Consider the following 24080-nt stretch of genomic DNA (forward strand, 5'->3'; position numbering starts at 1 on the left):
AGTATCAGGCAGATGTTTCTTTTACAAAGTAAGCAAAATAAATGGAATAAAGATTCAATAACTCTCTATATTTTAAGGTAGAAAGATGAGAAACTATTATCTTTGCTGCATGGAGAAAAAAGTATTGGTAACCGGAGCAAGCGGCTTTATCGGAAGTTTTCTGGTAGAAGCAGGATTGGAACGTGACATGCAGGTATGGGCGGGTGTGCGTAAAAGCAGCAGCCGACGATATTTGCAAGATGCCCGTATCCGTTTTGCCGAATTAGACTTTACCGATTCAGACCGTTTGGAAGAACAATTGAAGAAACATAAGCAGGAACATGGGGGATGGGATTATATCATTCATTGTGCGGGGGTGACGAAGTGTTTGGATAAGGCTGATTTTGAAATCGGCAATTATTGGGCTACTCGTCATTTCATCGAAACACTGATGCGCCTGAATATGGTTCCTGATCAGTTTATTTACATCAGTTCGTTGAGTGTATTTGGCCCGATCCGTGAAAAAGATTATTCTCCTATTTGCGAACAAGATGTTCCTCGACCGAATACTGCTTATGGGGTAAGTAAACTGCATTCGGAAGAATATCTGCATACCTTGAAAGACTTCCCTTATGTCATCTTCCGTCCGACAGGTGTCTATGGTCCCCGTGAACGAGATTATTTTCTGATGGTAGAATCCATAGCACAGCATTTAGATTTTGCGGCAGGATTCCGTCGTCAAGACATTACGTTTGTCTATGTAAAAGATTTAGTTCAGGCTGTATATCTTGCGATTGAAAAGAAAGTTATACGGCGTGCCTATTTTGTAAGTGACGGACAAGTATACAGCAGCCGTACCTTTTCCGACTTGATTCGTAAGGAACTGGGTAATCCCTGGCTGATACGTTTTACATGTCCTCTGGCATTATTGAAAGTCATATCATTCTTTGCAGAAAACATTGCTCGCTTGTTCCATAAATCGAGTACGCTGAATTTGGATAAATATAAAATAATGAAGCAGCGCAACTGGCAATGTGACATTGCCCCACTGGAAAAAGAACTTGGCTATCGGGCAGAATACCCGTTGGAGAGAGGAGTAAAAGAGATTATTGCATGGTATAAGAAAGAAAAATGGCTATAAAACTATTTGAGCGTGTAGAAAGTGGAAGGGGACTGTTTGCTGTAGAAACAATCAGTTTGATCTACAATGCTTTAACATCCTTGCTGATATTATTGCTGTTTCCCCGTATGGATCATCCCGGTATGATGCTGCTGGAACGTTTGGGCATTGTTATCTTGACATTTGTTCTGATATTCTTATATCAGGCTTTTCCGTGTCGTCTGACTGCTTTTGTGCGTATGACTGTACAGATGAGCCTGCTTGCCTATTGGTATCCCGATACCTTTGAGTTCAATCGCTTGTTCCCTAATCTGGATTATTTGTTTGCTCATGCCGAACAGATACTGTTCGGTTGTCAGCCGGCAGTCGAGTTTAGCAAGCATTGTCCTTCCATGTGGTTCAGTGAGCCTTTTAATATGGGATATTTCTTTTATTACCCGATGATGCTGGTTGTAGTAGTATATTATTTCCTCAATCGTTTTGAATGGTTTGAGAAAATATGTTTTGTACTGGTTACTTCGTTTTTTATTTATTATTTTGTTTACATAATGTTGCCTGTAGCAGGTCCTCAGTTCTATTTCCCCGCTATCGGTATGGACAAAGTGAATGCTTGTGTTTTCCCCGCTATCGGCGATTATTTCAATACAAACGATTATCTTCTTCCCGGTCCGGGCTTTGAACATGGATTCTTTTACCAGTTAGTAGAAGCTTCTCAGGAAGTAGGGGAGCGTCCCACAGCAGCTTTTCCAAGTTCACATGTCGGAATTTCTACCATTGTGATGATAATGGCATGGCGTGTAAACAAGAAGCTTGCCTATGTACTGGCTCCTTTCTATATCCTTCTTTGCTGTGCTACTGTATATATTCAGGCACACTACCTGATAGATGCTATCGTAGGTTTCGTATCAGCGTTCTTTGTTTACCAGCTCGCTACGCTGATGTATAAAAGATGGTTTATCTCACCAGTCTTTAAGTTGATGGGATAAACACACTTATTCTCCAAACGTTTCTTCTATGTGGTCGAGTATACCGTTCAGGTCGGCCAGTGTTTCTGCACGGAGCATAGCAATACGTGTATCTTTAAAGTTGGGAATGCCTTTAAATAAAGGAGAAGCTGCCAGATGACGGCGGACATGCAAGATACCCCTGCGTTCATCAAGCAGATTAACACTGTCTTGCACTTCACGGCGCAACACATCCATTTTCCACTTGAACGATAAAGGAGGAAGTTCCTCACCGGTTTGCAGGAAGTGTTTTACTTCCTTGAATATCCATGGTCGTCCGAAGCTGGCGCGGCCTATCATGATAGCATCTACTCCGTAACGGTCGAAACATTCCTTTGCCCGTTGTGGAGTAGTGACATCACCGTTTCCTATAATCGGAATATGCATACGTGGATTATTTTTGACTTCACCTATCAGCGTCCAGTCGGCTTCGCCGGTATACATTTGTGCCCGCGTACGGCCGTGAATAGTCAGTGCTTCAATTCCACAGTCCTGTAGCTGCTCTGCCAGTTCGACGATAATTTTGTGTTCGGCGTCCCAGCCCAGACGAGTTTTTACCGTTACCGGAATTTTTACAGCATCTACAACAGCCTTGGTTATTTCCAGCATTTTCGGAACATTCTGCAACATTCCGGAACCGGCACCTTTACCTGCAACACGTTTTACCGGACAGCCGAAATTCAAGTCCAGAATATCAGGATTGGCCTGTTCTACGATACGTGCGGCTTCTACCATCGTATCAGTATCTTTTCCGTATATCTGGATAGCGACAGGGCGCTCTGCATCGCTGATATTCAGTTTCAGCATCGTTTTTCCTACCGAGCGGATTAAGGCATCGCTCGACACGAATTCGGTATATACCATATCGGCTCCGAACTCTTTACATAGTAAACGGAATGCAGGATCGGTCACATCCTCCATAGGAGCAAGCAGTACGGGTTTGTCGCCTAAGTCAATGTTTCTTATCTTCATTATAATATAATGTTCTATAGTGTTTTACTGCCAAAAGTAAATGACAGTTTGCATAAAATATTAACAGACTGTTGAAATCGCTGCAAAATTAATAAATAAAAGAAATCCTCCCAAACGGGAAGGGTTACCTTTCGTCTGGGAGGATTCTGTATTGTGAGAGTTATGGCTTATCGATAAATACTCAATTTAGGATGGTCATTGTACAAATTCTTGTTCTGGAGTTCTTCCTTTTCTGTGATACGGAACAGATAATATTTGCTGTTTGCTTCGAAATCTGAGTCATCGGGGAATTTCAAAGTAGAATGTCCGCTGATTAGCATACAGTTCTGTTCTTTATATTCATCTGTTGCATCTTTAGGAGCCAAAATTACATCGCCGTTCTCATCCAGTTTAGGAGTTCTTATTTCCTGGCCTTTGCTGTCGTGTGTAATGTCGGCCATTGCATATTCTTCGTATTTCTTACGGTCTACCGACTGCTGGTTACGGATGATGTCCGTCAGCGAGAAACCTTCTCCCCACAACTCTTTACGACGTTCCAGCCAGATTTCCTTCAACAATTCGTCACCGGTTGCTGTAACGACGGGCGATTCGAATCCTTCTTTCATACGTGCATCACGAAGTTCTTTCAGTAATGCTTGAGCTTCGCTTGTCTTGCCTGCCAGGTGTGCAGCCGCTTCTGCCTTGATCAGATACATTTCTGACACACGCATCATGATGACATCTCCCAGCATGTTGTTGATATCGGCGAACAGGAACTTGTAGTTCAGCATGGCACACTCGCCGTAACCAGTATTCAAGCCCCATTTGAACAGATCTCTACGGTAGTCGTTCTTGTCGAACAGTTCCTTAAAGTGAGGGTCTGTATTGAAGTTGGTATAACCACCACCCGGAGTCGTAGTATCCTTATAATAGAAGTTGTAGGCAGGAAGGTTGTCATCCAGTGTACAAGAATATCCCCACATCCATTCTTTGTTCAGTGCATTGTTGAAACCTGACTTGTATTCAGCTTCGCTCATCAGGTAATTATTTTTCAACTTCATGGCTTCATCTGCATACTTGTAAGCATCTTCCCATTTGCGGGCGTATAGACTGGTACGTGCCATCAAACCTGTTACGACAATGTGGTCGATTTTGTACTGGTCAGTTGCATTCGAGCCTCGGTTATAGTCTGTCGGAATCAGGTCGTAGCCCCATTTCAAGTCCTTCAAGGCTTGTTCGTATACTTCCGATACACTTGCAGCCGGCTTTCCGGTTGTCGCCATATCATAGTCGGTTGGTTCTGTATAGATAGGCACACATACAGCATCCGGATCTTTGTCGATAGCAAAAGAATAGTGGCTTGCCAACAACATATACAAGAAACCACGGGTAGCATAAGCCTGTCCTTTGATGCGGTTCTTTTCTTCCTGATCTCCCGAAATACCATCGATATTCTTGAGAACGGCGTTACAGTTGTTAATCGGGTCGTAAACCATGTCCCACATTACATCGTTTATTTCTCCACGTCCGTAGCCGTTTGTCAGTTTATAGCTGGAAGAGTAACCGTAGCTGGTAGTTCTTACTACATCGGAGCCGGCAAAGTCATCGTTTATCATGATAGCTCCGTAGCCGATAGAGGCATACGTAGAACCGGAATTAAAGATATAATTCCAGGCTCCTCTGATTACGCGGTCAGCATTTTCCAGATTTTTGAATACAGCGTTTGCTTCGAGTGAAGTTGTTGGAGCTGTGTCGAGATCGCAGGCTGTTACGGAGCAAGCAGCCAGTGCGGCAAGGCATATGTTTTTATAATTGAATTTCATATTTCGTCTATTTATTATTAAAGGGTTACATTAATACCAAATGAGAAAGTCTTCATGGCCGGATAGCGGAATGAAACGACACCGCTGATAGGCTGTTCCGGATCAAGACCTTGCTGGTGACTGAATGTCAGCAAGTTTTCTCCTTGAACAAAGATGCTGGCATCTTTCAGTGTAGCAAAATGTATCCAGTTCTTAGGTAAAGTATAGCTTAATGTAACTGTTTTCAAACGCAGGAATGAACGGTTTACCAGCCAGCGGCTTGAACTGCTGGTAAAGTAGCTGGTCTGGTCGTACGACAGACGTGGAATATCTGTGTATCGGTTTTCCGGAGTCCAGCGGTTCAGCATGTCTTCACTCATAGAACTACCGTTTCCGCCCTTAACGCTCATCATCTGTATTTTATCGTTGTTGTACAATTTACCGCCGATGGCATAAGAGAACAGCATAGACAGTGACAGGTTCTTCCAAGTAAGGTCTGACTGGAAACCACCGCTCAGTTTAGGAAGTGAACTGCCTACTTTTACCTTATCGTCCGGAGTCAGACTTGAGTAATCCTCAGTAACCTGACGGCTGCCGTCGCTGGCAGTATAATACCACTGCGGTTTACCGTTTTCCGGATTTACGCCAGCCCACTCATACAACCAGAAGTCGTACAACGAACCACCTTTTACCCATTTCTTTGAGCTCTGCCACATAACGTCGGTTGGCAGCTCAACAATTTCGTTTTTATAAGTTGTAGCATTCAAGCTGAGCTTCCAGGTCCAGTCTTTTGTCATGACCGGAGTACCACTGATGGTAAATTCCCAACCATAGTTTTTCAACTTACCGATATTGGCATCGATGCTTGCAAATCCTCCTGACGGAACCAGATCGCGGGCGAACAGCAAATCTTTAGAAGAACGCTGGAAGAATTCGATGGTACCATTCAGTCGGTTGCTCCAGAATCCGAAATCCAAACCTACGTTCAGGTTCAGGTTTGTTTCCCAACTCAAATCGGGAGTTTCCAGACGTGAAGCGTGCAGTGTCGATTCACCCAGTGAACTGCCGATTTCGTAAAGTGCCTTATAAGCATAGTAGCCTACATTGTCATTACCTTGTGCACCGTAACTTGCGCGGAGTGTCAGGTTGCTCAGCCAGTTGTTGCTTGCTGCTTCCAGAAATTTCTCACGTGAAATCTTCCATGAACCACCGAATGACCAGAAAGTACCCCAGCGATGATCCGGATGGAAACGTGAAGAACCGTCGGTACGTACCGAAGCTGATACGAAATATTTGCTCTGATATGAATACTCGGCGCTTCCGAAGAAACTCAACAACTTGTACTGGTCGCTGTTTCCGCCGAAGCTGCTCAATGTAGAGGCTACATCCGGCTCAAAATAACCGTCGGTAATAACACCGGTTCTTGAACCGTCGAAGTTAGAAGTATTGTATTCGTAATATTCCTGACCTGCCATCAGACGAACATCGTGATCTTCCTTGAAAGTATGGTTCCAGTTGATGACGTTGTTATAAGTCATACCGGTAGTACGGTCGTTACCTTTTTCAACGCTACCCGTCAACGGCTGCTTGCCGTAAGTCGGGTTACTGTAGTTGTGTGTAAACTTACTGTCGTAGTCAATGTTCAGCGACATTTTGTAGCTCAATCCTTCGAACGGAGTAATCTGCAAATATCCACGGATAGAAGCAGCATCACGTTTGTACTCCTTTTTATCGTACAGCATAGACTGTGCGAAGTTATAGCCGTTGTACGAACCTTTACGGTAAGTTCCATAATCATAAATGCGATTTCCGTTTTCATCCAGAATATATTCTCCGGTTGTCATGTCGCGTTCGTAAACCGGATAGAAAGAAGGTATATCGCGTGCAGCCAGTACGATATTGCCGATGGCTGTATCATCCTGTTTCGGATAGTTCTGAATAGAATGGCTGGCAGACACATTCAGTCCCACCTGCAACCATTTACGTAAATCGGTAGTAATGTTCGAGCGCAAGTTATAACGCTTGAATCCTGAACAGATATAAGCACCCTGATCGTCCAGATAACCTAATGAGAAATAATATTTGGTTTTTTCACTACCTCCAGAAACGCTTGCACTTAAATCGGTGTAGTGAGCATCCTGCGACAAAGCATCTTCCCAGCTATCATTCCACAAAGGAGTGGCACCGGCTACAATTTTTCCGTCTGTTCCTACCGGTTGTGGATAATTTGTACCATAAGGGTTGATACCCAGACCACCTGTTTGAGTTGTAGCAACAATATAGGAAGCTTTCTGTGCTGCGGCAACAGGATCTGATCCGTTGTCAATATAGCTGTTGCGCAATGCTTCCCATTGCAACATAAAATAATCGTCAGTACTCAGCTGGTCGTAATCGCGTACGGCACGGCTTGAGAAACCGTACTTGGCAGATAACTGGATAGTCGGGGCAGAACCGTTCTGTCCTTGTTTGGTTGTAATCATGATTACACCGTTTGCCGCACGAGAGCCATAAAGAGAAGCGGCAGCAGCATCTTTCAATACTGTAACAGAAGCGATATCCTGTGAAGAAATAGATGAAAGCTTACCGTCGTAGGGAACACCGTCGACTACATACAATGGAGTTTGTGAAGCATTTGCAGAACCTACACCACGGATATAGATGTCGGCGTCTTCACCCGGCTGTCCGCTGGTAGAGAAGGACTGCAAACCTGCTACAGTTCCCTGCAAGGCTTTTGATACACTTGAAACCTGTGATGCGGCTACAATCTTTTTGTCGATGACGCTGGCAGAACCGGTAAAAGTAGATTTTTTGGCAGTACCATAAGGCACGGCAATAACAACTTCATCGATAGCTACAGACGATTCTTTCAAATCGACGTTGATAACCTTCTGGCCTTTTACTGGCATTTCTACGGTTTCGTATCCGATGAATGAAAATACCAATGTACTTTTAGCATCTACTTGTAGTGAATAACTACCGTCTATGGAGGTAATTGTACCATGGGTTCCTCCCTTGACCGCTACTGTTACTCCCGGCATCTCTTCGCCGTTGGCCGTAACTTTTCCGTTCACAGTAATTTCCTGTGCGTAAGTCGCTACACAGATTAGCAAGCTGCATAGCAGTGATAAGAATTTACTCATAAATCTCTCTCTTAATGATTTTGGGTTAATATAATTTTTCGGTTCTTTCTTAGCTTATGCCTTATGTTTTCTTGTTTTCATCTTAATGAAAACATTGATACTTTTTTTAAAGGTTTTTGTGTCTTTTTGCCTTATGTTTTTTGTCGAACGACAAAGATATAAAATAATTTATATAAGATGTAATAAAAAGTAATATTTTTTGTTCGTTTTTCTACTTTCTGCATACTGACACTATATGTATGCTTTATTTATGTACTGTTTTAGAAAGATCGTTCAGGGGTTTCTGTCCGCTTGTTCGTGTGTTTGCCGGAAATTCGTTACCTTTGCGTCCGAAATCAATAAGAAAAGATGAATTACTCAATAAAGGACTTCGAAATTATGGCACCGGTCGGCTCCCGAGAGTCACTGGCTGCGGCTATTCATGCAGGGGCAGATTCAATCTATTTCGGCATCGAAAGCCTGAACATGCGTGCCCGTTCGGCAAACACTTTTACCGTAGACGATTTGCGCGAGATTGCCAAGGTCTGTGATGAAAACGGTGTAAAGAGTTACCTGACCGTGAATACTATTATCTACGATGAGGATATTGCTCTGATGCGGAAAATCGTGGATGCAGCAAAGGAAGCAGGCATCAGCGCAGTAATTGCTGCCGATGTAGCTGTCATGGCTTATTGTAACCAGATTGGGCAAGAAGTACATTTGTCTACTCAGTTGAATATCAGCAATGCAGAAGCTCTGAAGTTTTATTCGCAGTTTGCCGATGTCGTTGTGCTGGCACGTGAGCTGAACTTGAAGCAAGTGCGTAAGATTTACGATGCTATTCAGGAACAGCATATCACGGGACCTATGGGACAGCCGGTACGTATCGAGATGTTCTGCCATGGGGCTTTGTGTATGGCCGTGTCGGGTAAATGTTATTTGAGCCTGAATGAACTGAATGCTTCGGCAAACCGTGGAGCCTGCATGCAGGTGTGCCGCCGTGCATATATCGTGAAAGATAAGGAAAGTGATATCGAACTGGAAATCGATAACCAGTATATCATGTCGCCCAAGGACTTGAAGACCATTCATTTTATGGACGAGATGATAGAAGCCGGCGTTCGGGTATTCAAGATTGAAGGACGTGCGCGCGGACCTGAGTATGTACGTACTGTGGTAGAATGTTATAAGGAGGCTATTCGTTCGTATCTGGAAGGTACCTTTACGGAAGAAAAGAAGGCCGATTGGGATACTCGTCTTAAAACAGTATTCAACCGGGGCTTCTGGAATGGTTATTACCTGGGACAGCGCTTGGGAGAATGGAGCAAGAATTATGGCTCGGAGGCTACAGAGCGTAAGGTATATGCCGGACGCGGTATCAAGTATTTCTCGAATATCGGTGTGGCAGAATTCCTGATCGAAGCTTCTGAAATCAAGGTGGGCGACAAGCTCCTGATTACAGGACCTACAACAGGGGCAATGTATGTTACGCTGGACGAAGCGCGTGTGGACCTGAAACCGGTAGATGTAGTAAAGAAAGGAGTACATGTTTCGTTCAAGGTGCCCGACCGGATTCGTCCGAGCGACAAACTTTACCGCATTGTTCCTGCCGATGAACTGAAAAAGAAATAATCTTTATCGCTTATATAAGATATACCCCTTTGGCGTCTGTTTCCTCTTGTTTAAAAATCAAGTTTCCGGGAATGGGCGTGAAAGGGGTATTCTGTTTATGGGAACTTGCAGGGAGTTGAAAAAGATGTGGTGCTGTCTGGTAAAAAACGTCTTGACGTTTTTTTATTTTTTGTACAAAAAAATCGAAAGTTTGTACAAAAAAAGATGAACTCATGCCGATACCTTGAGAAAAGCCGGTATCGTGTGTCCGAGTTCATCTGTATCTTTGCTGGAAAGTGAGAGATAGTCAGTGTCAGAGTTCTCCCTTTCGGATAGCTTCCATGATATTGGCTGGCGGGCGCTGTGCCAGCAATTCTTTTTTCATGAAATCCATGTAAGGCGCTACATGGTCGAAGTACTGGTAGTATCCCTTGCACAGATAATTCAGTCCGGGCTCTCCGGAAGCGGTCTTGCAGAAACGGTTCTTCGGACATTCGCCGTTGCAGGCAAACAGATACTGGCATTCCTTGCACTGCGTAGGCAGCTTTTCCGATTTATCGCGACCGAATTGCAGTTGTTTTTCGCTGTACATCATTTCTACCAGCGATTTTGAATAGATATTGCCCAGCTTATATTGTGGAAAAACAAAATGGTCGCAAGCATATACGTCACCGTCAAATTCCATGACTCCCGCATGCCCACAGTTCTTTGCCAGTGTACAAATGCCGGGCTGTTCGCCTACCCAGTTGGCAAGGGTTGAGTCGAATAGCTGGATAAAATATTCGCCTACGTCATTTCGTACCCATTCATCGAATATGGTGCAGAGAAAGTTTCCCCATTGCTCGGGAGTAACCGAGAAGTCGGTTAGCGTTTCTTCAGCTCCTTCTTCTACCGAGGCAAGATAGCGTCCGTCGGCATGTCGGAAGATACGTTCCACAATCGGAGTAAACTGAATATACCGGCAACCTATTTCCTTAAAGAAATGATAAAAATCGAGCGGATAGTCGGCATTGAAATCGTTTACGACGGCCAGTGCATTCCATTCTACCTGATGTTTGTTCAGCAGATTGATTCCTTGCATGACCTTGACAAACGAAGGCTTTCCCTGTTTGTTTTTCCGGTATTCGTCGTGGAACTCCTGTGGCCCGTCGATGGAAACCCCTACCAGCCAGTGGTTATCGTGAAAAAAACGGCACCAGTCGTCGGTCAGTAAAGTACCATTTGTCTGGATGCAATTGTCTATGCTTCTGCCTCTGCCATATTTCTTTTGTAACATTATCACCTTTTTATAGAAATCGAGGGGACGCATCAAGGTTTCTCCGCCATGCCATGTAAAAAGAACCTGTGGCATGGTCTGACTCTCTATGTATTCTTTGATGAACTTTTCCAGCAGATCGTCACTCATGATTTGCTTGGGAGTGTCCTGATAAAGTTTGGCCTTTTCCAGATAGTAGCAGTAGTGGCAGGCCAGATTGCATAGTGAACCGGCTGGCTTTGCCATGATATACATCGGGCGTGCAAACGGGGCGAATGTAGTCATAGTATGATGGTTTAGTGTGATGTTAGCTGAATGGTAATTATATGTGTGAAGATTATTCTAAAGTAATGCTTCGTACGTGTACTTGCTGGTGCAGGAAAATAGATGCAGCTTCCTGAAATTTTTCGACCGATTCGGTCGTGAGAAACTCGCAGCTTCCCCCTGCCGTACAGCGGGTCCTTATTTCGGGATGACGGCGAAGGTAATCTTTCAGGCTATGTGCTACGTATTCTCCCTGAGCAATGAGGCGAATATGTGGCGGAGTAAACTGACGTATCTTGTCCATCAGCAGGGGATAGTGTGTACAACCTAATATAATGGTATCTATTTCCGGATCTTGTTCCAGCAATTGGTTGATGTACTTACGTACAAAGTAGTCGGCTCCCGGCGAATTGAACTCGTTGTTTTCTACCAGTGGAACCCAGAGCGGGCATGCTACTCCGGTGAGTTGTACGTCGGGATACAGCTTCCGTACTTCCAGCGGATAGGACTGAGATTTTACTGTTCCAGCTGTAGCAAGAAGTCCGACGTGGCGTGTAACAGTCAGCTCGCCTATACATTCGGCTGTAGGACGAATTACTCCCAGTACTCGCCGGCTTGAGTCGATATGCGGCAAGTCGTTTTGCTGGATGCTTCTTAAGGCTTTTGCCGAAGCCGTATTGCAGGCCAAGATAACCAGCGGGCAGCCTAACTCGAACAGTTTACGTACGGCTTGCAGGGTGAATTCGTAAACGACTTCGAAAGAACGTGTGCCGTATGGGGTACGGGCATTATCTCCCAGATAGATATAATCGTACTGAGGCAGTAATTCACGGATCTTGTCGAGGATAGTCAGTCCTCCGTATCCAGAATCGAATACTCCGATAGGTCCAGTAGTGGAAAACATGGGGAAATTTGATTAAGAGGTGAAAAAAAGAATTGTCATTGACCTTATCCGTTTCTGGGATAAAGCCAATGACAACTTTATTTTTGTTACGTTGAAAACACGTTTTTACTGAGCAGGAGTTGCTGCCGGTGCTGCAGCCGGAACAGCTGTCAGGCTGATACCTAACTTCGTCTTGATGTCGTTTGTTACATCTTTCGACATTGTTTCGTTTACGTAAGGGATGTCAGTACGGTTCAGGTCGAATACATAAGTATAGCCACCTGCAGTACCAATAGCTTTTACAGCATCTTCCAGTTTCTTATAGATTGGTTCCATCATATCGCTGTAAGCTTTCTGCAGTTGCTGCTGTGCATCCTGCTGGAACTGCATACCTTTATCAGAAAGTTCCTGAAGTTCTTTCTGACGACGTTCCTGAATATTTTGTGGAAGAGTTTTCTGTTCTTGCTGATATTCGGCAAATTTCTTGTTGAACTCATCAGATGCACGTTTGATTTCGTCTTCATACTGTTTCTGCAATGCCTGAATGTCAGTTTGAGCTTTTGCATATTCCGGCATAACCGGGATGATGTCCATAGACTTGAAGTGTGCGAACTTCTGTGCAAATACACTCATCGGAGCGATGAGTAAAAGTAATAAAGCAATTTTTTTCAACATAATCTTATTTGTTTCTATTGTGTTATTAATTTATTTTTGGTTTTACATGTTGTTTATCTTAGACTTTGCAAAAGTATAAAATTAATTTGAATATCCTAATTTGGCAAGGACTTCGTTGCTTATGTCTATACGTGGAGAGGCAAAAATCATGCTTTGTGCCGATGCTCGGTCTATTACTGCATCATAGCTCTTTTGTGTTGCGATTTCCTTTATGGCATTGTATATCGCATCCTGAATAGGGTTGATTAGTTCCTGACGCTTTTTCATGCCTTCACCTTCAGGACCAAAGTATTTTTTGCGCAAGTCGGCTGCTTCTTTCTCCTTTGCAATGATGGCGTTTTCTCGTTCTGTCTTTTGGGTAGCCGACAGCGTAGAAGCACTTTTCTGATAATTATCATACAGTGTCTTGGCTTCTTGAGTCTTTGCTTCTATTTCACTTTGCCACTGTTTTGAAAGGTTCTCCATTTGCTGGTTTGCTTGTTCGTAGGCAGGAATCTGCTTCAAAATGTATTCCATGTCTACCAAGGCAAATCGTTGTGCTTGTGTGGCGATGCTGCACACGAGCAATGCTGCTAAAAAGATGACTTTTTTCATAAGCGATGTTTTTAATATAATGAAGAATGATAAATGAAAAATCTGTCAGCCAAGCCGGCCTCTTGTTTTCAATTTTCATTTCTCATTCTTCAGTTCTTCATTAATTGGTCTTTCTTTTTTAGAATTCTTGTCCGATGATGAAGTGGAACTGACTTCCGCTGTACTGAGTAGAACCATTGATCTTGTCGAAACCATAGGCCCAGTCAATACCCATCATACCAATCATCGGCAGGAAGATACGTACACCTACACCGGCAGAACGCTTCAACTGGAACGGATTGAACTTGCTTACATCGTTCCATGCATTACCAGCTTCTACAAATCCCAGTGCATAGATACTGGTTGAATTTTCCAGCATCAACGGGTAACGTAATTCGGCTCCTAAGCGGATGTAAGCATAACCTTCACTTCCGTACGGAGTCAGAGAACCGTTTTCGTAACCACGCAGTGCAATGGTTTCAGAAGCATAGTTGTAACTGTATCCTGTCATACCATCACCTCCTACGTAGAAGGTTTCAAACGGTGAACGTTTATATTTATTGAAGTGTCCCAAAATACCAAATTCGGTACGTGTCATAATAACCGGACATTTCTGGATATCCATCAGGGCTGTATAAGTTTTTGCTTTGAATTTCCATTTGTGGTATTCAATCCACTTATACATGCTGGCTGCTTCTTCGTAGTTGTCTTTTCCGTAAGTAGAATAATCTTTCTTACTGAACAGTGAGTAAGGCGGAGTAATCTGTAAAGAAGCGCTGAATTCTGAACCGTAACGCGGGAAGATCGGGTTATCGGTTGAATTACGAGATAATGTTAAATTCAAGCTTAAGCTGTTACAGTTACCGGTATTCATATACTGTCCGTTGTTCAGCATGATGTACAAATAACTCCAGTCTTTCAACATGAATCGCTGGTATGACAATTCGGCTGTTAACGTGAAGTAGTCATCCGGCCAGCGAAGACGTTTACCCCAACCTAATGAAAGTCCGAACATCTTGATTGACTTGTCCGGGTCGTAGTAAGACTCGTAGTTATCATAATAACCACCATAGTAGTTTCCGTAACCGCTCAGATAGTTGTAATAGTTGTTCATGTAAGCAGAGTTATAATACTGACTGCTGACATCGGTCTGTACAGAGTAGAATGCTGATACAGATAATGAATTCGGACGTTTGCCTCCGAACCATGGGTCAAGGAATGAAATACTATACGACTGGTAGTACTGACCGTTGGTCTGACCACTGATGGTTAATGTCTGACCATCACCTTGTGGTAGGAAACCACGGAAATTATCGTTTTTGCGGAAGAGGTTAGCAAACGAGAAGTTGGTAAATTTCAAGCTCAACTTACCGATGATACCTGTTTGTCCCCAACCGGCAGAAAACTCTACCTGGTCGTTCGCTTTAGATTCCAGTCCCCAGTTGATATCAACTGTTCCATTTTCGTAGTTGGGCTGTACATCCGGTTTGATATTTTCTGGATTGAAATGTCCCATCTGTGCAATTTCACGATAGGAACGTTCCAGTGCTTCTTTACTGAATAAGTCGCCCGGACGAGTACGGAGCTCACGACGAACTACGTTTTCATACAAGCGGTCATTACCATTGATGCGTACATGACTAATACTTGCCTGTGGCCCCTCGACGATACGCATTTCCAAATCGATAGAGTCGCCGTCGATATTAACTTCTACAGGGTCGAGGTGATAGAATACATAACCTCGGTTATAATAGTTGTTACCGATAGCATCTTCATCGTTACTGATACGGTCATTCAAAAGTTTCTGGTTGTATACATCACCTCGCTTCATGCGTAACTGTTCGTTCAGCAGGTCGGAAGGATATACCGTATTACCTACCCATGTAATATCTCTCAGGTAATACTTGTTACCTTCGTATATTTTCATGTATACATCTACGGTCTTTTCATCGTATGGAGAAACACTATCTAATTCGATAATAGCATCACGATATCCCAACTCATTATATTTATCGATAATCTTCTGTTTATCTTCTTCATATCTTTCGTTGATAAACTTCTTGGCTCGGAACAAGTTAATCAGTTTACCTTTTTCGTTGGTCTTCTTCATGACACGCTTCAACTTCTTGTCACTCAGTACACTGTTACCATCGATCGTAATTTTGTGAACTTTTACCTTGTCCTTTTTGTCGATGTTTACGTCTACATATACTTGTTCTTTGTTTGCAGGATCTTCACGTTCTACGATATTGATTTCAGCATTCTTGAATCCTTTGTCGTCAAAGTGTCTTTTGATAATAATCTTTGCACGGTCTATCAGGTTAGGAGTAATCTGACTGCCTTTAGCCATACCCAGCTTTGCCTGCAAATCTTCGCGTTCACTCTTCTTTACTCCATTGAAGCGGATATCAGTGATACGTGGACGTAATGACAGATGGATGAACAAATAAATTTTGTTACCTTCTATTTTCTCTGCTGTGATTTTGACATCAGAAAACAGTCCATGACGCCAATAGCGCTTGATTGCACTTGTAATATCATCACCCGGTACAGTAATTGTCTGACCTACTGCCAGTCCTGATATACCAATCAAGACATAGTCTTCATAGTTCTCAATATCTGTAACCTTGATATCGGCTATTTCATACTTTTTGGGAGTGCCATTGTATAAAATTACCGGCTGGTCATTTTCTGTATTGTTGTTTTCTTGTGCATGTGCCGTTGAAAAACTGAATACACAAGCCAGAGTCAATAGAATGAGGTAAAAACAGTATCGCATTTCTTATTTCAATATTTGTTCACTTGTTTTGCCGAATCGGCGTTCTCTTCGTTGATAATCACAGATCGCTTTACATAGCTCTTCTTCCTTAAAGTCGGGCCAAAATGTATCGCAAAAATAAAGTTCGGAATAAGCACATTGCCATAACAGGTAATTGCTCAAGCGTATTTCGCCTCCCGTTCGTATCAGTAAATCCGGATCGGGCATGAAATTAGTCGCCAGATACTGGTCGATGGTGTGGTCGGTTATAGTGTCTATATCCAGTTCACCATTGGCAACTTTGCCGGCAATTTGCTTGACAGCCTGGGTTATTTCCCATTTGGAAGAATAACTCAAAGCCAGAACCAGACACATGCCTGTATTTTTTGAAGTACGTTCTATGCATTGATTCAGCCGCTTTAATACGTCGGCAGGTAGTTTTTCAGTTTCTCCGATGATTCGGAAACTGATATTGTTTTTCATAAATGTTTCTTCCTCGATGGAATCCATCAGGAGGCTCATCAAAGCTGCAACTTCATCTGCAGGGCGGTTCCAGTTTTCGGTAGAAAAGGTATAGAGAGTTAAATATTTTACTCCTAAGCGTGCCGCTTCTTCTGCAATGACATGAACTGTTTCCGCACCCGCTTGATGGCCAAACGAGCGGGCTTGTCCCCGTTGCTTAGCCCATCGTCCGTTGCCATCCATGATGATAGCAATGTGGGCGGGTATTCGTGTCTTGTCCACTTGGTCTTTATATAGCATAGCTTTTGAATTTAGATTTATTCCCATTTAGGAAGGAAGCCAAAATGATTTACACGACCTCTGCTCATATAGCCATCGTTCCAGATGATCCAGATAAAGTTGTTCTGGTCTACTACACATGAGTAGCTTCCTTCACCTTTGCTTTTTCCTCTATTATACAAGTCGACGAACGATGTACCTTCTGTAGCAAATGTCATATCTTCCTTTACAGGCTCCCATGTCAGTCCGTTATCTGTAGAATAGAATAATGCGCTAAATGGTGATTTATAATCGGTATAATCTTTACTTGTGATTTCACCACCGAATACATATAAATTCTTGTTATAATAAATGATAGATGGATCTACGATATTCGGACATCTGAATGTGTCTGCTTGTTCGTAGTTGTATGTACTCCACATCCTATCGTTTGTCATTCGTGTGGAAACGAAGCCGGAACCGTCTGCTTTGTCTGGATTATATCCCATAAGGACAGCACGGGTTAAGCTGCTATTATAAGATACAGGCAGGTTGGCAGAGAGGATTTTTTGTCCTTTGTCGGGAAAATCGGTAAGATTGAAATTCTCTGCAGTTCCTGTATTATTTTGTACATCGTATATGAATGATTCATTGTTGGCAGTACGGGCATAAAGTGAATTGTCTATACTTGCTAAAAGTTGGTCGAGGCCTACCGTTGTGTTGTGAGATTCATATCCACTTTCTGTCAGTTTATACAATGTCTGATTAGCAAGGAAGTAAATATTTCCCTGGCATAATGTAGCCGAATAAGTATCAGTTTGCTGCGGTAATTCGATGGCAGTCCATGTACTTCCCGGGTTGCCGTTTGATACAGTGGTATATTCGGCAACAGCTTTTCCTGCTGATGTTTTTCCGAATACATATATCTTATTATTTGTATAAATGGCTTTTTGTTTAATTAATGAGCCTGAAGTAAATTCACTGCCCATTGGCTCTTTGCTCCATTGTAATGAGTCTGGCTCCTGTTTGTGTACGTTGATTTTTACATGATAGGCTCTTCCTTTAACTCCGCTGTAAGCCCAAACTGTGAAAGCCAATCCTTCAGCAGGAGCAACTGCGAAGTTGATAGAATCGGTTGAAGTCCAAAGTGTATCGTGCGGCTCTGCTCCTTCCGAATCAATCTTACCATATAAAATATAGTTTGTGTCAGCTGTGAGATTCGTTATTACCCTTGATATATCTGTTCCTACCGGGAGAGAGTCTTTGTTCTCTATCGTTCTCATTGTCTGATCGATAGTAAACGGATAATTCGCCATGGAAATAGTATCGGTATACGTAGAATCTTCTCCTTTAGAATCTTTTCCTACTCGTTTAACGTGTAACGTTCCGAGTGAAAATGATGTAATACTGGTTTCCGAACTATAAGTAACTTGCTCAATATCACTGTCAAGACAAGAAGTCATAGTCGACATTGCTGTCAATAAACTAACCAGTAGTATAGGTAAAAACTTTATTTTCATTTATAAAATGGTCTTTGATTACAAGTTGCAAAAGTAGAAAGTTTTTTTTCGAATAGGAACTTTTATGTCAAGTTTTATATAAAATTATGGATAAGCGTAACTTTTTTATCTACGAACTGGCATATTTTTTTGCTTATCTCTCATAATGAGTTACTGTAACACCATCACGTAACAGAAAGTCTTTCTTATATCCGTTGGGTATGACAGGGCTTTTTATGCCATCTCCGAGGATTTTGACAGCGTGTTCTACGTAAATTTCATCCCAAAGTTCTTCGTCTATGAAAGATTGTAACAGTTGGCTGCCTCCTTCTACAAGTAATGCTTGCAACTTGTTTTCGTAAAGCTTTTGTAGAATTTGCGGAAGGATACTCTGGCTAAAGTCCAGTTTAAAATAAGTAACTTGTGGTGTAGAGGCTTTGTCGAGGGCTGTAAATACCCATGTCGGTGTACTTCCGTCGAAGAGTTTCAGTGATGCAGGAAGAGTAAGCTCCTTGTCTATTACCAGACGAACCGGATTTTTTCCATACCAGTTGCGTGTTGTTAGTGAAGGGTTATCCAATAATGCAGTTTTTCGGCCTACCAGAATTGCATGATGTTCTGCCCGCTGTTTGTGTACATACATCGATGTGATGGGGGTAGACAGGACAACAGGCTGGCCTTCTTTTCGGTTTATATCAATGAAACCATCTGCCGACTCGGCCCATTTTAAGGTAATGTATGGACGTTGTTGGGTGTTGAATGTTATGAAGCGTTTGATCAACTTACGGCATTCATCTTCCAGTATCCCTACTTTTACGTCGATTCCTGCATCTTTTAACTTTTGGATGCCTCTGCCTGAAACAAGCGAAAAGGGATCGACGCATCCCACTACTACACGAGGAATTCCTTTTCTTATAATTAAATCGGCGCAGGGTGGTGTCTTCCCATAGTGAGAACACGGTTCGAGACTGACATAAATGGTTGATTCCCGGAGCATACTTTCGTCTTTTACCGAACGAATGGCATTGACTTCGGCATGCCCTTCTCCACAGCGTGCATGATAACCTTCGCCGATAATGCGGTCGTTATGAACAATTACAGCTCCTACCATGGGATTAGGGGCAGCATTACACATTCCGTTGCGTGCCAGTTGAATGCAACGCCGGATATATTTTTCGTCTTTTGTCATAGTCCGTTTCTTTTTTATTCTTACATTTGTACCTATGCATCCTACATATACTTATATCAAGCAATCGCTCGCAGGCATATATTCCGATTCGGAAGCATCGGCATTGGCAAAGTGGATATTGACAGATGTGTTCTGTCTTTCCACAATAGACCTCTATGCGGGCAAAGATATGAATTTTTCTACGAAAGAGTGTGCCAAGCTGGAAGATATTCTCTCTCGCCTTAAAAGGTATGAACCATTACAATATATATTAGGTAAAACTACTTTTTGTGGCTTATCTTTTGAGGTTGCTCCTGGCGTGTTGATACCTCGTCCGGAAACGGAGGAGCTGGTAGACTGGATTGTGTCAGATTATGCGGACGAATCAGCAGTTCGGATACTTGATGTAGGAACAGGCAGTGGATGTATTCCTGTTGCACTGGCTAAACGTTTGACTAATAGTAGAGTGACATCATGGGATGTGTCGTCTGAAGCCTTGGCGATAGCAGAGCGGAATAAACGTTTGAATGGAGCTGAAATAACATTGGCTCAAGTTGATATACTCAGCACTACGCTTCCTGAAATTTATACTGACATTTTGGTTAGTAATCCACCTTATATTACAGAAAAAGAACGGAGCGATATGGAACGTAACGTTTTGGACTGGGAACCTGAGCTGGCATTGTTTGTTCCAGATAACGATCCTTTGCTGTTTTATAGAAGAATAGCGGAAGTGGGATGCAATATTTTATCTCCGAAAGGTGTATTATATTACGAAATAAACCGAGCTTATGGTAGAGAAACAGTTGAGCTATTGCAGCAGATGGGATATAAATCTGTCGAATTGCGGAAGGACCAGTATGGTAATGATCGTATGATAAAAGCATCCAGACCATGAAAGAATATACAGAAGACGAGTTGAAATATAAGGCTGAAGCATATTGTTCTACTACAGAACATTGTCCTGCTGAAGTAATGGCTAAGCTTATTCAATGGGGAGCTGATGGAGAAATGTCGGAGCGCATATTGGAGCATTTACAAAAAGAACGCTATGTAGATTCAGTTCGTTTTTGTCGAGCTTTCGTGCGCGACAAATACCGTTTCGCGCGCTGGGGAAGAGTAAAAATTGTTCAGGCATTACGTATGAAACACTTGTCTTCAGAAGAGATTGAAGCTGGAGTGGCTGAAATTGATGAGGAAGAATATGCAAAAGGCCTACGCGATTTGTTGCGTCAGAAAAGTAAGTCGGTCTCGGGGAAAAATGAATATGAGCGTAATACCAAGCTGATTCGTTTTGCAGTCGGTAGAGGATTTACGATGGGTGAAGTGTTACGTTACGTAAAGCAGATAGATCCCGATGAGTTTATGGACTGACATACGAGATTTTTTCTTTCCACGTTTGTGCTTGTCGTGTGGAAGAAAACTGTTAGTGGGAGAAGAAGGACTTTGCATATCCTGCTTTTCGTCATTGCCTTATACTAATTTAGGTAATACCCCCGGTAATGAAATGGAAAAATGTTTTTGGGGACGCTTTCCTATTGTTCGTGCCTCTTCACTCTTTTATTACGCCAAAGGAGGAGATGTAGCTTTGATTCTGTATGCTATGAAGTATCATGGACGTAAAACTCTTTGTTGCAAGATGGGAGAGTTGATGGCAGGTGAGCTGCTTGCTTCCGGCTTTTTTGAAGGAGTGGATTGTTTGTTGCCTGTTCCATTGTATCGTGCTCGTTTACGTCAGCGTGGATATAATCAGAGTGAGCTTCTTGCCAGTGGAATATCAAAGGTTACAGGTATACCTCTTGTTACGGATGCAATAATCCGTTCACGTAATAATGCTACACAAACCCATAAAAGCGGATATGCGCGTTGGAAGAATGTAGAAGGTTTGTTTCAGGCAACTGTAACAGCATCTTGTTTAGAGGGAAAGCATGTTTTATTAGTAGATGATGTGCTGACGACAGGTGCTACGTTGATAGCTTGTGCTGATGCTTTATTTGAACTGAAAAATATAAGAATAAGTGTGCTAACTTTGGCATGGGCAAGATAAATAATATGCTTTCTTTAACTAAAAAATGTACACATATATTTCATATTCACGTAGGATTTACATAATTTTGCACCAACGTTTATCAGATATATTAAGGTTATGAAAGCTTTGGAAAGATTATTTGCAGAGAAATTATTAAAAGTAAAAGCCGTAAAGATTCAGCCAGCTAACCCGTTTACTTGGGCTTCAGGTTGGAAATCGCCTATTTATTGTGACAACCGTAAGACATTGTCTTATCCTACTTTGCGTAATTTTGTAAAGTTGGAATTGTGTCGCGTAATTCTTGAAAAGTTTGGTGAGGTAGATGCTATTGCCGGTGTTGCAACAGGAGCAATTGCTCAGGGTGCTTTGGTGGCAGAAGAGTTGAACCTTCCGTTTGTATATGTACGTTCAAGCCCTAAAGATCATGGATTGGAAAATCTGATTGAAGGTGAGCTTCGTCCAGGTATGAAAGTGGTTGTTGTAGAAGATTTGATTTCTACAGGTGGAAGTAGTTTGAAGGCAGTTGATGCTATCCGTCGTAATGGATGCGAAGTTATCGGTATGGTTGCTTCTTTCACTTATGGATTCGATGTTTCAGTAGAAGCTTTCAAAGAAGCAAAGGTAGAATTGGTAACACTGACCAATTACAATGCTGTTTTGGATGCAGCTTTGAAAACTGATTATATCGACGAACAGGATATTCCGGTTCTTCAGGCTTGGAGAAAAGACCCTGCACATTGGACAGGAAAATAATTCAACGTTAAATATATTGGAGCACGGATTACACGGAGTGCACGGTTTCTCAGCAAATCGTGTTATCCATGCAATCCGTGTTCTTTTTTATGTAAAAACAGCTTATGGTACAATTTGAAAGCACTGTAAAGCATGTTCCTTATAGCCAGGAACGAGTATATACTAAGTTGTCCGACCTGAGTAACTTGGAATCAGTACGTGAACGTCTGGACATGATGAAGGAAAAATTGCAAGGAAAGGTGGAAGATTTGTCTTTCGATCGAGATTCTTTGACCGTGAAGGTACAAGGAATCAGCCTGACTTTGCGTATCATCGAGCGTGAACCGATGAAGTGTGTCAAATTCGAGGGAGATAAGACTCCTGTTCCTTTGAATTTGTGGATACAGATACTTCCGGTTACAGACGAAGAGGCTAAGATGAAAGTTACTATTCGTGCCGAAGTAAACATGTTTATGAAGGCGATGATTTCGAAACCGCTTCAGGAAGGAGTTGAGAAACTGGCTGATATGCTGGCTATGATACCGTATTAATATTAATCAATAAAAACTATGGCTCAGAAACTTTGGGAAAAGAGTGTTCAGGTAAACGAGGAAATAGACCGCTTTACCGTTGGGAGAGATCGTGAACTGGATCTTTATCTGGCAAAACACGATGTATTGGGTTCGATGGCTCATATCACGATGCTGGAGAGTATCGGGCTGTTGACTGCTGATGAATTACAAGTCTTGCTGAATGAATTGAAAAATATTTATGCATCTGCCGAACGCGGAGAGTTTATTATTGAGGATGGTATAGAAGATGTGCATTCTCAGGTAGAGCTGATGCTGACGCGTAAACTGGGAGATATCGGTAAAAAAATACATAGCGGACGTTCTCGAAATGATCAGGTGCTGGTTGATTTGAAACTTTTCACTCGTGAGCAGCTTAAGCAGATAGTTGAAGCTGTAGCAGACTTGTTTCATGTGCTGATTTTCCAAAGTAATAAATATAAGGATGTCTTGATGCCTGGATATACTCATTTGCAGATAGCTATGCCTTCCTCATTTGGTTTGTGGTTTGGGGCATATGCCGAGAGTCTGGTTGATGATATGATGTTCCTTCAGGCTGCATATAAGATGTGTAATCGCAATCCTCTGGGCTCAGCCGCTGGCTATGGTTCTTCATTTCCCCTCGATCGTGAAATGACAACTCGTTTGTTGGGATTTGACTCAATGAACTATAATGTGGTTTATGCTCAGATGGGGCGTGGAAAGATGGAGCGTAATGTAGCTTTTGCTTTGGCTTCTGTTGCGGGGACTGTTTCTAAGATGGCTTTCGATGCTTGTATGTTCAGTTGTCAGAACTTTGGTTTTGTGAAGCTTCCGGACGAATGTACTACGGGCTCCAGTATCATGCCGCATAAGAAAAATCCTGATGTATTCGAATTGACTCGTGCAAAATGCAATAAATTACAATCACTTCCTCAGCAGATTATGATGATAATGAACAATTTGCCGTCAGGATATTTCCGCGATTTGCAAATTATTAAAGAAGTATTTCTGCCTGCATTCGATGAGTTGAAGGACTGCTTGCGCATGTCTGCTTATATCATGGATAAAATTAAGGTAAACGAACATATATTGGATGATGATAAATACATCTATATGTTTAGTGTAGAGGAAGTGAATCGTCTGGCAGCAGAGGGTATGCCTTTCCGCGATGCTTATAAGAAAGTAGGGCTGGATATTGAAGCCGGCAACTTTACACATAGCAAAGAAGTACATCATACTCACGCCGGAAGCATTGGCAATTTGTGTAATGATAAAATTACCGAGTTGATGGAAAAAGTTTTGAAAGACTTTAATTTTGCAGCTGTTGAGCAGGCAGAAAAGCAACTTTTAGGTCGTTAAAAAAGTTTTTTTGATAAGAAAACGGGAG

20 protein-coding genes are annotated in these 24080 nt (G+C 42.4%); 9 read left to right on the top strand and 11 right to left on the bottom strand.

Going from position 1 to position 24080, the window contains the following annotated elements:
- Positions 1 to 109 precede the first annotated feature (109 nt).
- Together WKT12_RS02225 and WKT12_RS02230 are read left to right on the top strand one after the other, a co-directional pair.
- Entirely contained in the window at positions 110 to 1120 is a 1011-nt protein-coding gene (locus WKT12_RS02225; RefSeq protein ID WP_340318754.1) for an NAD-dependent epimerase/dehydratase family protein, read from the top strand.
- Positions 1111 to 2085 carry a phosphatase PAP2 family protein gene (locus WKT12_RS02230; RefSeq protein WP_021971687.1) on the top strand — a complete coding sequence of 325 codons (975 nt, stop codon included), beginning with the start codon at positions 1111 to 1113 and terminating at the stop codon, positions 2083 to 2085. Before WKT12_RS02225 ends, WKT12_RS02230 begins: the two co-directional genes overlap by 10 nt.
- A 6-nt stretch (positions 2086 to 2091) precedes the next feature.
- Here WKT12_RS02230 and dusB read toward each other — a convergent pair whose 3' ends face one another.
- The 3 genes from dusB to WKT12_RS02245 form a co-directional block, all read right to left on the bottom strand.
- A complete protein-coding gene (gene dusB / locus WKT12_RS02235; protein WP_340318668.1) occupies positions 2092 to 3075 on the bottom strand; it encodes a tRNA dihydrouridine synthase DusB in 984 nt (327 codons plus the stop codon).
- 167 nt (positions 3076 to 3242) lie between these two features.
- The gene (locus WKT12_RS02240) at positions 3243 to 4877 is read right to left on the bottom strand and encodes a RagB/SusD family nutrient uptake outer membrane protein (RefSeq protein WP_340318669.1); all 1635 of its coding nucleotides are present in this window, start codon (positions 4875 to 4877) and stop codon (positions 3243 to 3245) included.
- A 17-nt stretch (positions 4878 to 4894) separates the two neighbouring features.
- Positions 4895 to 7996 (bottom strand): SusC/RagA family TonB-linked outer membrane protein, encoded by a 3102-nt coding sequence (locus WKT12_RS02245; RefSeq protein ID WP_340318670.1) that lies wholly within the window; start codon positions 7994 to 7996, stop codon positions 4895 to 4897.
- 348 nt (positions 7997 to 8344) lie between these two features.
- Here WKT12_RS02245 and WKT12_RS02250 point away from each other — a divergent pair, with 348 nt between their 5' ends.
- Positions 8345 to 9607 (top strand): peptidase U32 family protein, encoded by a 1263-nt coding sequence (locus WKT12_RS02250; RefSeq protein ID WP_340318671.1) that lies wholly within the window; start codon positions 8345 to 8347, stop codon positions 9605 to 9607.
- A 292-nt stretch (positions 9608 to 9899) separates the two neighbouring features.
- Here the strand turns inward: WKT12_RS02250 and WKT12_RS02255 are convergent, their stop codons facing one another.
- From WKT12_RS02255 to ribD, 8 genes are all read right to left on the bottom strand, one after another.
- The gene (locus WKT12_RS02255) at positions 9900 to 11126 is read right to left on the bottom strand and encodes an anaerobic sulfatase-maturation protein (RefSeq protein ID WP_340318672.1); all 1227 of its coding nucleotides are present in this window, start codon (positions 11124 to 11126) and stop codon (positions 9900 to 9902) included.
- 52 nt (positions 11127 to 11178) lie between these two features.
- A complete protein-coding gene (gene murI, locus WKT12_RS02260; RefSeq protein ID WP_340318673.1) occupies positions 11179 to 12009 on the bottom strand; it encodes a glutamate racemase in 831 nt (276 codons plus the stop codon).
- A 105-nt stretch (positions 12010 to 12114) separates the two neighbouring features.
- Positions 12115 to 12663 carry an OmpH family outer membrane protein gene (locus tag WKT12_RS02265; RefSeq protein ID WP_340318674.1) on the bottom strand — a complete coding sequence of 183 codons (549 nt, stop codon included), beginning with the start codon at positions 12661 to 12663 and terminating at the stop codon, positions 12115 to 12117.
- A gap of 81 nt (positions 12664 to 12744) precedes the next feature.
- Complete coding sequence (locus tag WKT12_RS02270) at positions 12745 to 13257, bottom strand: OmpH family outer membrane protein (RefSeq protein ID WP_021970091.1); 513 nt, start codon at positions 13255 to 13257, stop codon at positions 12745 to 12747.
- Positions 13258 to 13375: 118 nt separating this feature from the next.
- On the bottom strand, positions 13376 to 16015 hold the full coding sequence (gene bamA, locus WKT12_RS02275; RefSeq protein ID WP_021970092.1) for an outer membrane protein assembly factor BamA: 2640 nt from the start codon (positions 16013 to 16015) through the stop codon (positions 13376 to 13378).
- A gap of 3 nt (positions 16016 to 16018) precedes the next feature.
- The gene (locus WKT12_RS02280; protein WP_340318675.1) at positions 16019 to 16756 is read right to left on the bottom strand and encodes an isoprenyl transferase; all 738 of its coding nucleotides are present in this window, start codon (positions 16754 to 16756) and stop codon (positions 16019 to 16021) included.
- Between the two features lie 17 nt (positions 16757 to 16773).
- Positions 16774 to 18234, bottom strand: a complete 1461-nt coding sequence (locus WKT12_RS02285; protein ID WP_340318676.1) for a DUF6242 domain-containing protein — start codon at positions 18232 to 18234, stop codon at positions 16774 to 16776.
- Between the two features lie 133 nt (positions 18235 to 18367).
- The gene (ribD, locus tag WKT12_RS02290) at positions 18368 to 19402 is read right to left on the bottom strand and encodes a bifunctional diaminohydroxyphosphoribosylaminopyrimidine deaminase/5-amino-6-(5-phosphoribosylamino)uracil reductase RibD (RefSeq protein ID WP_021970095.1); all 1035 of its coding nucleotides are present in this window, start codon (positions 19400 to 19402) and stop codon (positions 18368 to 18370) included.
- 34 nt (positions 19403 to 19436) lie between these two features.
- On the opposite strand from ribD, the gene prmC reads away from it, so the two are divergent.
- The 6 genes from prmC to argH all read left to right on the top strand — a co-directional run bounded on the left by prmC (position 19437) and on the right by argH (position 24052).
- Positions 19437 to 20279, top strand: coding sequence for a peptide chain release factor N(5)-glutamine methyltransferase (gene prmC / locus WKT12_RS02295; protein WP_021970096.1), 843 nt, complete (start codon positions 19437 to 19439; stop codon positions 20277 to 20279).
- Positions 20276 to 20755 (top strand): regulatory protein RecX, encoded by a 480-nt coding sequence (locus WKT12_RS02300; protein WP_340318677.1) that lies wholly within the window; start codon positions 20276 to 20278, stop codon positions 20753 to 20755. The genes prmC and WKT12_RS02300 overlap by 4 nt, the downstream gene beginning before the upstream one ends.
- Positions 20739 to 21428 (top strand): ComF family protein, encoded by a 690-nt coding sequence (locus WKT12_RS02305; RefSeq protein WP_340318678.1) that lies wholly within the window; start codon positions 20739 to 20741, stop codon positions 21426 to 21428. The genes WKT12_RS02300 and WKT12_RS02305 overlap by 17 nt, the downstream gene beginning before the upstream one ends.
- Positions 21429 to 21527: 99 nt before the next feature.
- Positions 21528 to 22163 carry an orotate phosphoribosyltransferase gene (pyrE, locus tag WKT12_RS02310; RefSeq protein WP_021970099.1) on the top strand — a complete coding sequence of 212 codons (636 nt, stop codon included), beginning with the start codon at positions 21528 to 21530 and terminating at the stop codon, positions 22161 to 22163.
- A gap of 104 nt (positions 22164 to 22267) precedes the next feature.
- Positions 22268 to 22693 (top strand): SRPBCC family protein, encoded by a 426-nt coding sequence (locus WKT12_RS02315; protein ID WP_021970100.1) that lies wholly within the window; start codon positions 22268 to 22270, stop codon positions 22691 to 22693.
- 18 nt (positions 22694 to 22711) lie between these two features.
- Entirely contained in the window at positions 22712 to 24052 is a 1341-nt protein-coding gene (gene argH, locus WKT12_RS02320; protein WP_340318679.1) for an argininosuccinate lyase, read from the top strand.
- The last annotated feature ends 28 nt before the right edge of the window (positions 24053 to 24080 follow it).

The sequence above is a fragment of the Phocaeicola sp. HCN-6420 genome (assembly GCF_037890145.1).
In the GTDB taxonomy this organism is placed as follows: Bacteria; Bacteroidota; Bacteroidia; order Bacteroidales; family Bacteroidaceae; genus Phocaeicola.

What these genes read in the sequence shown, in the direction of transcription:
- WKT12_RS02240 (WP_340318669.1), bottom strand. Translation starts at nt 4,877, where the DNA reads ATGAAATTCAATTATAAAAACATATGCCTTGCCGCACTGGCTGCTTGC.
- WKT12_RS02280 (WP_340318675.1), bottom strand. Translation starts at nt 16,756, where the DNA reads ATGCTATATAAAGACCAAGTGGACAAGACACGAATACCCGCCCACATT.
- WKT12_RS02245 (WP_340318670.1), bottom strand. Translation starts at nt 7,996, where the DNA reads ATGAGTAAATTCTTATCACTGCTATGCAGCTTGCTAATCTGTGTAGCG.
- bamA (WP_021970092.1), bottom strand. Translation starts at nt 16,015, where the DNA reads ATGCGATACTGTTTTTACCTCATTCTATTGACTCTGGCTTGTGTATTC.
- WKT12_RS02250 (WP_340318671.1), top strand. Translation starts at nt 8,345, where the DNA reads ATGAATTACTCAATAAAGGACTTCGAAATTATGGCACCGGTCGGCTCC.
- WKT12_RS02225 (WP_340318754.1), top strand. Translation starts at nt 110, where the DNA reads ATGGAGAAAAAAGTATTGGTAACCGGAGCAAGCGGCTTTATCGGAAGT.
- WKT12_RS02300 (WP_340318677.1), top strand. Translation starts at nt 20,276, where the DNA reads ATGAAAGAATATACAGAAGACGAGTTGAAATATAAGGCTGAAGCATAT.
- WKT12_RS02285 (WP_340318676.1), bottom strand. Translation starts at nt 18,234, where the DNA reads ATGAAAATAAAGTTTTTACCTATACTACTGGTTAGTTTATTGACAGCA.
- prmC (WP_021970096.1), top strand. Translation starts at nt 19,437, where the DNA reads ATGCATCCTACATATACTTATATCAAGCAATCGCTCGCAGGCATATAT.
- ribD (WP_021970095.1), bottom strand. Translation starts at nt 19,402, where the DNA reads ATGACAAAAGACGAAAAATATATCCGGCGTTGCATTCAACTGGCACGC.
- WKT12_RS02315 (WP_021970100.1), top strand. Translation starts at nt 22,268, where the DNA reads ATGGTACAATTTGAAAGCACTGTAAAGCATGTTCCTTATAGCCAGGAA.
- WKT12_RS02270 (WP_021970091.1), bottom strand. Translation starts at nt 13,257, where the DNA reads ATGAAAAAAGTCATCTTTTTAGCAGCATTGCTCGTGTGCAGCATCGCC.
- murI (WP_340318673.1), bottom strand. Translation starts at nt 12,009, where the DNA reads ATGTTTTCCACTACTGGACCTATCGGAGTATTCGATTCTGGATACGGA.
- dusB (WP_340318668.1), bottom strand. Translation starts at nt 3,075, where the DNA reads ATGAAGATAAGAAACATTGACTTAGGCGACAAACCCGTACTGCTTGCT.
- WKT12_RS02230 (WP_021971687.1), top strand. Translation starts at nt 1,111, where the DNA reads ATGGCTATAAAACTATTTGAGCGTGTAGAAAGTGGAAGGGGACTGTTT.
- WKT12_RS02255 (WP_340318672.1), bottom strand. Translation starts at nt 11,126, where the DNA reads ATGACTACATTCGCCCCGTTTGCACGCCCGATGTATATCATGGCAAAG.
- WKT12_RS02305 (WP_340318678.1), top strand. Translation starts at nt 20,739, where the DNA reads ATGAGTTTATGGACTGACATACGAGATTTTTTCTTTCCACGTTTGTGC.
- argH (WP_340318679.1), top strand. Translation starts at nt 22,712, where the DNA reads ATGGCTCAGAAACTTTGGGAAAAGAGTGTTCAGGTAAACGAGGAAATA.
- pyrE (WP_021970099.1), top strand. Translation starts at nt 21,528, where the DNA reads ATGAAAGCTTTGGAAAGATTATTTGCAGAGAAATTATTAAAAGTAAAA.
- WKT12_RS02265 (WP_340318674.1), bottom strand. Translation starts at nt 12,663, where the DNA reads ATGTTGAAAAAAATTGCTTTATTACTTTTACTCATCGCTCCGATGAGT.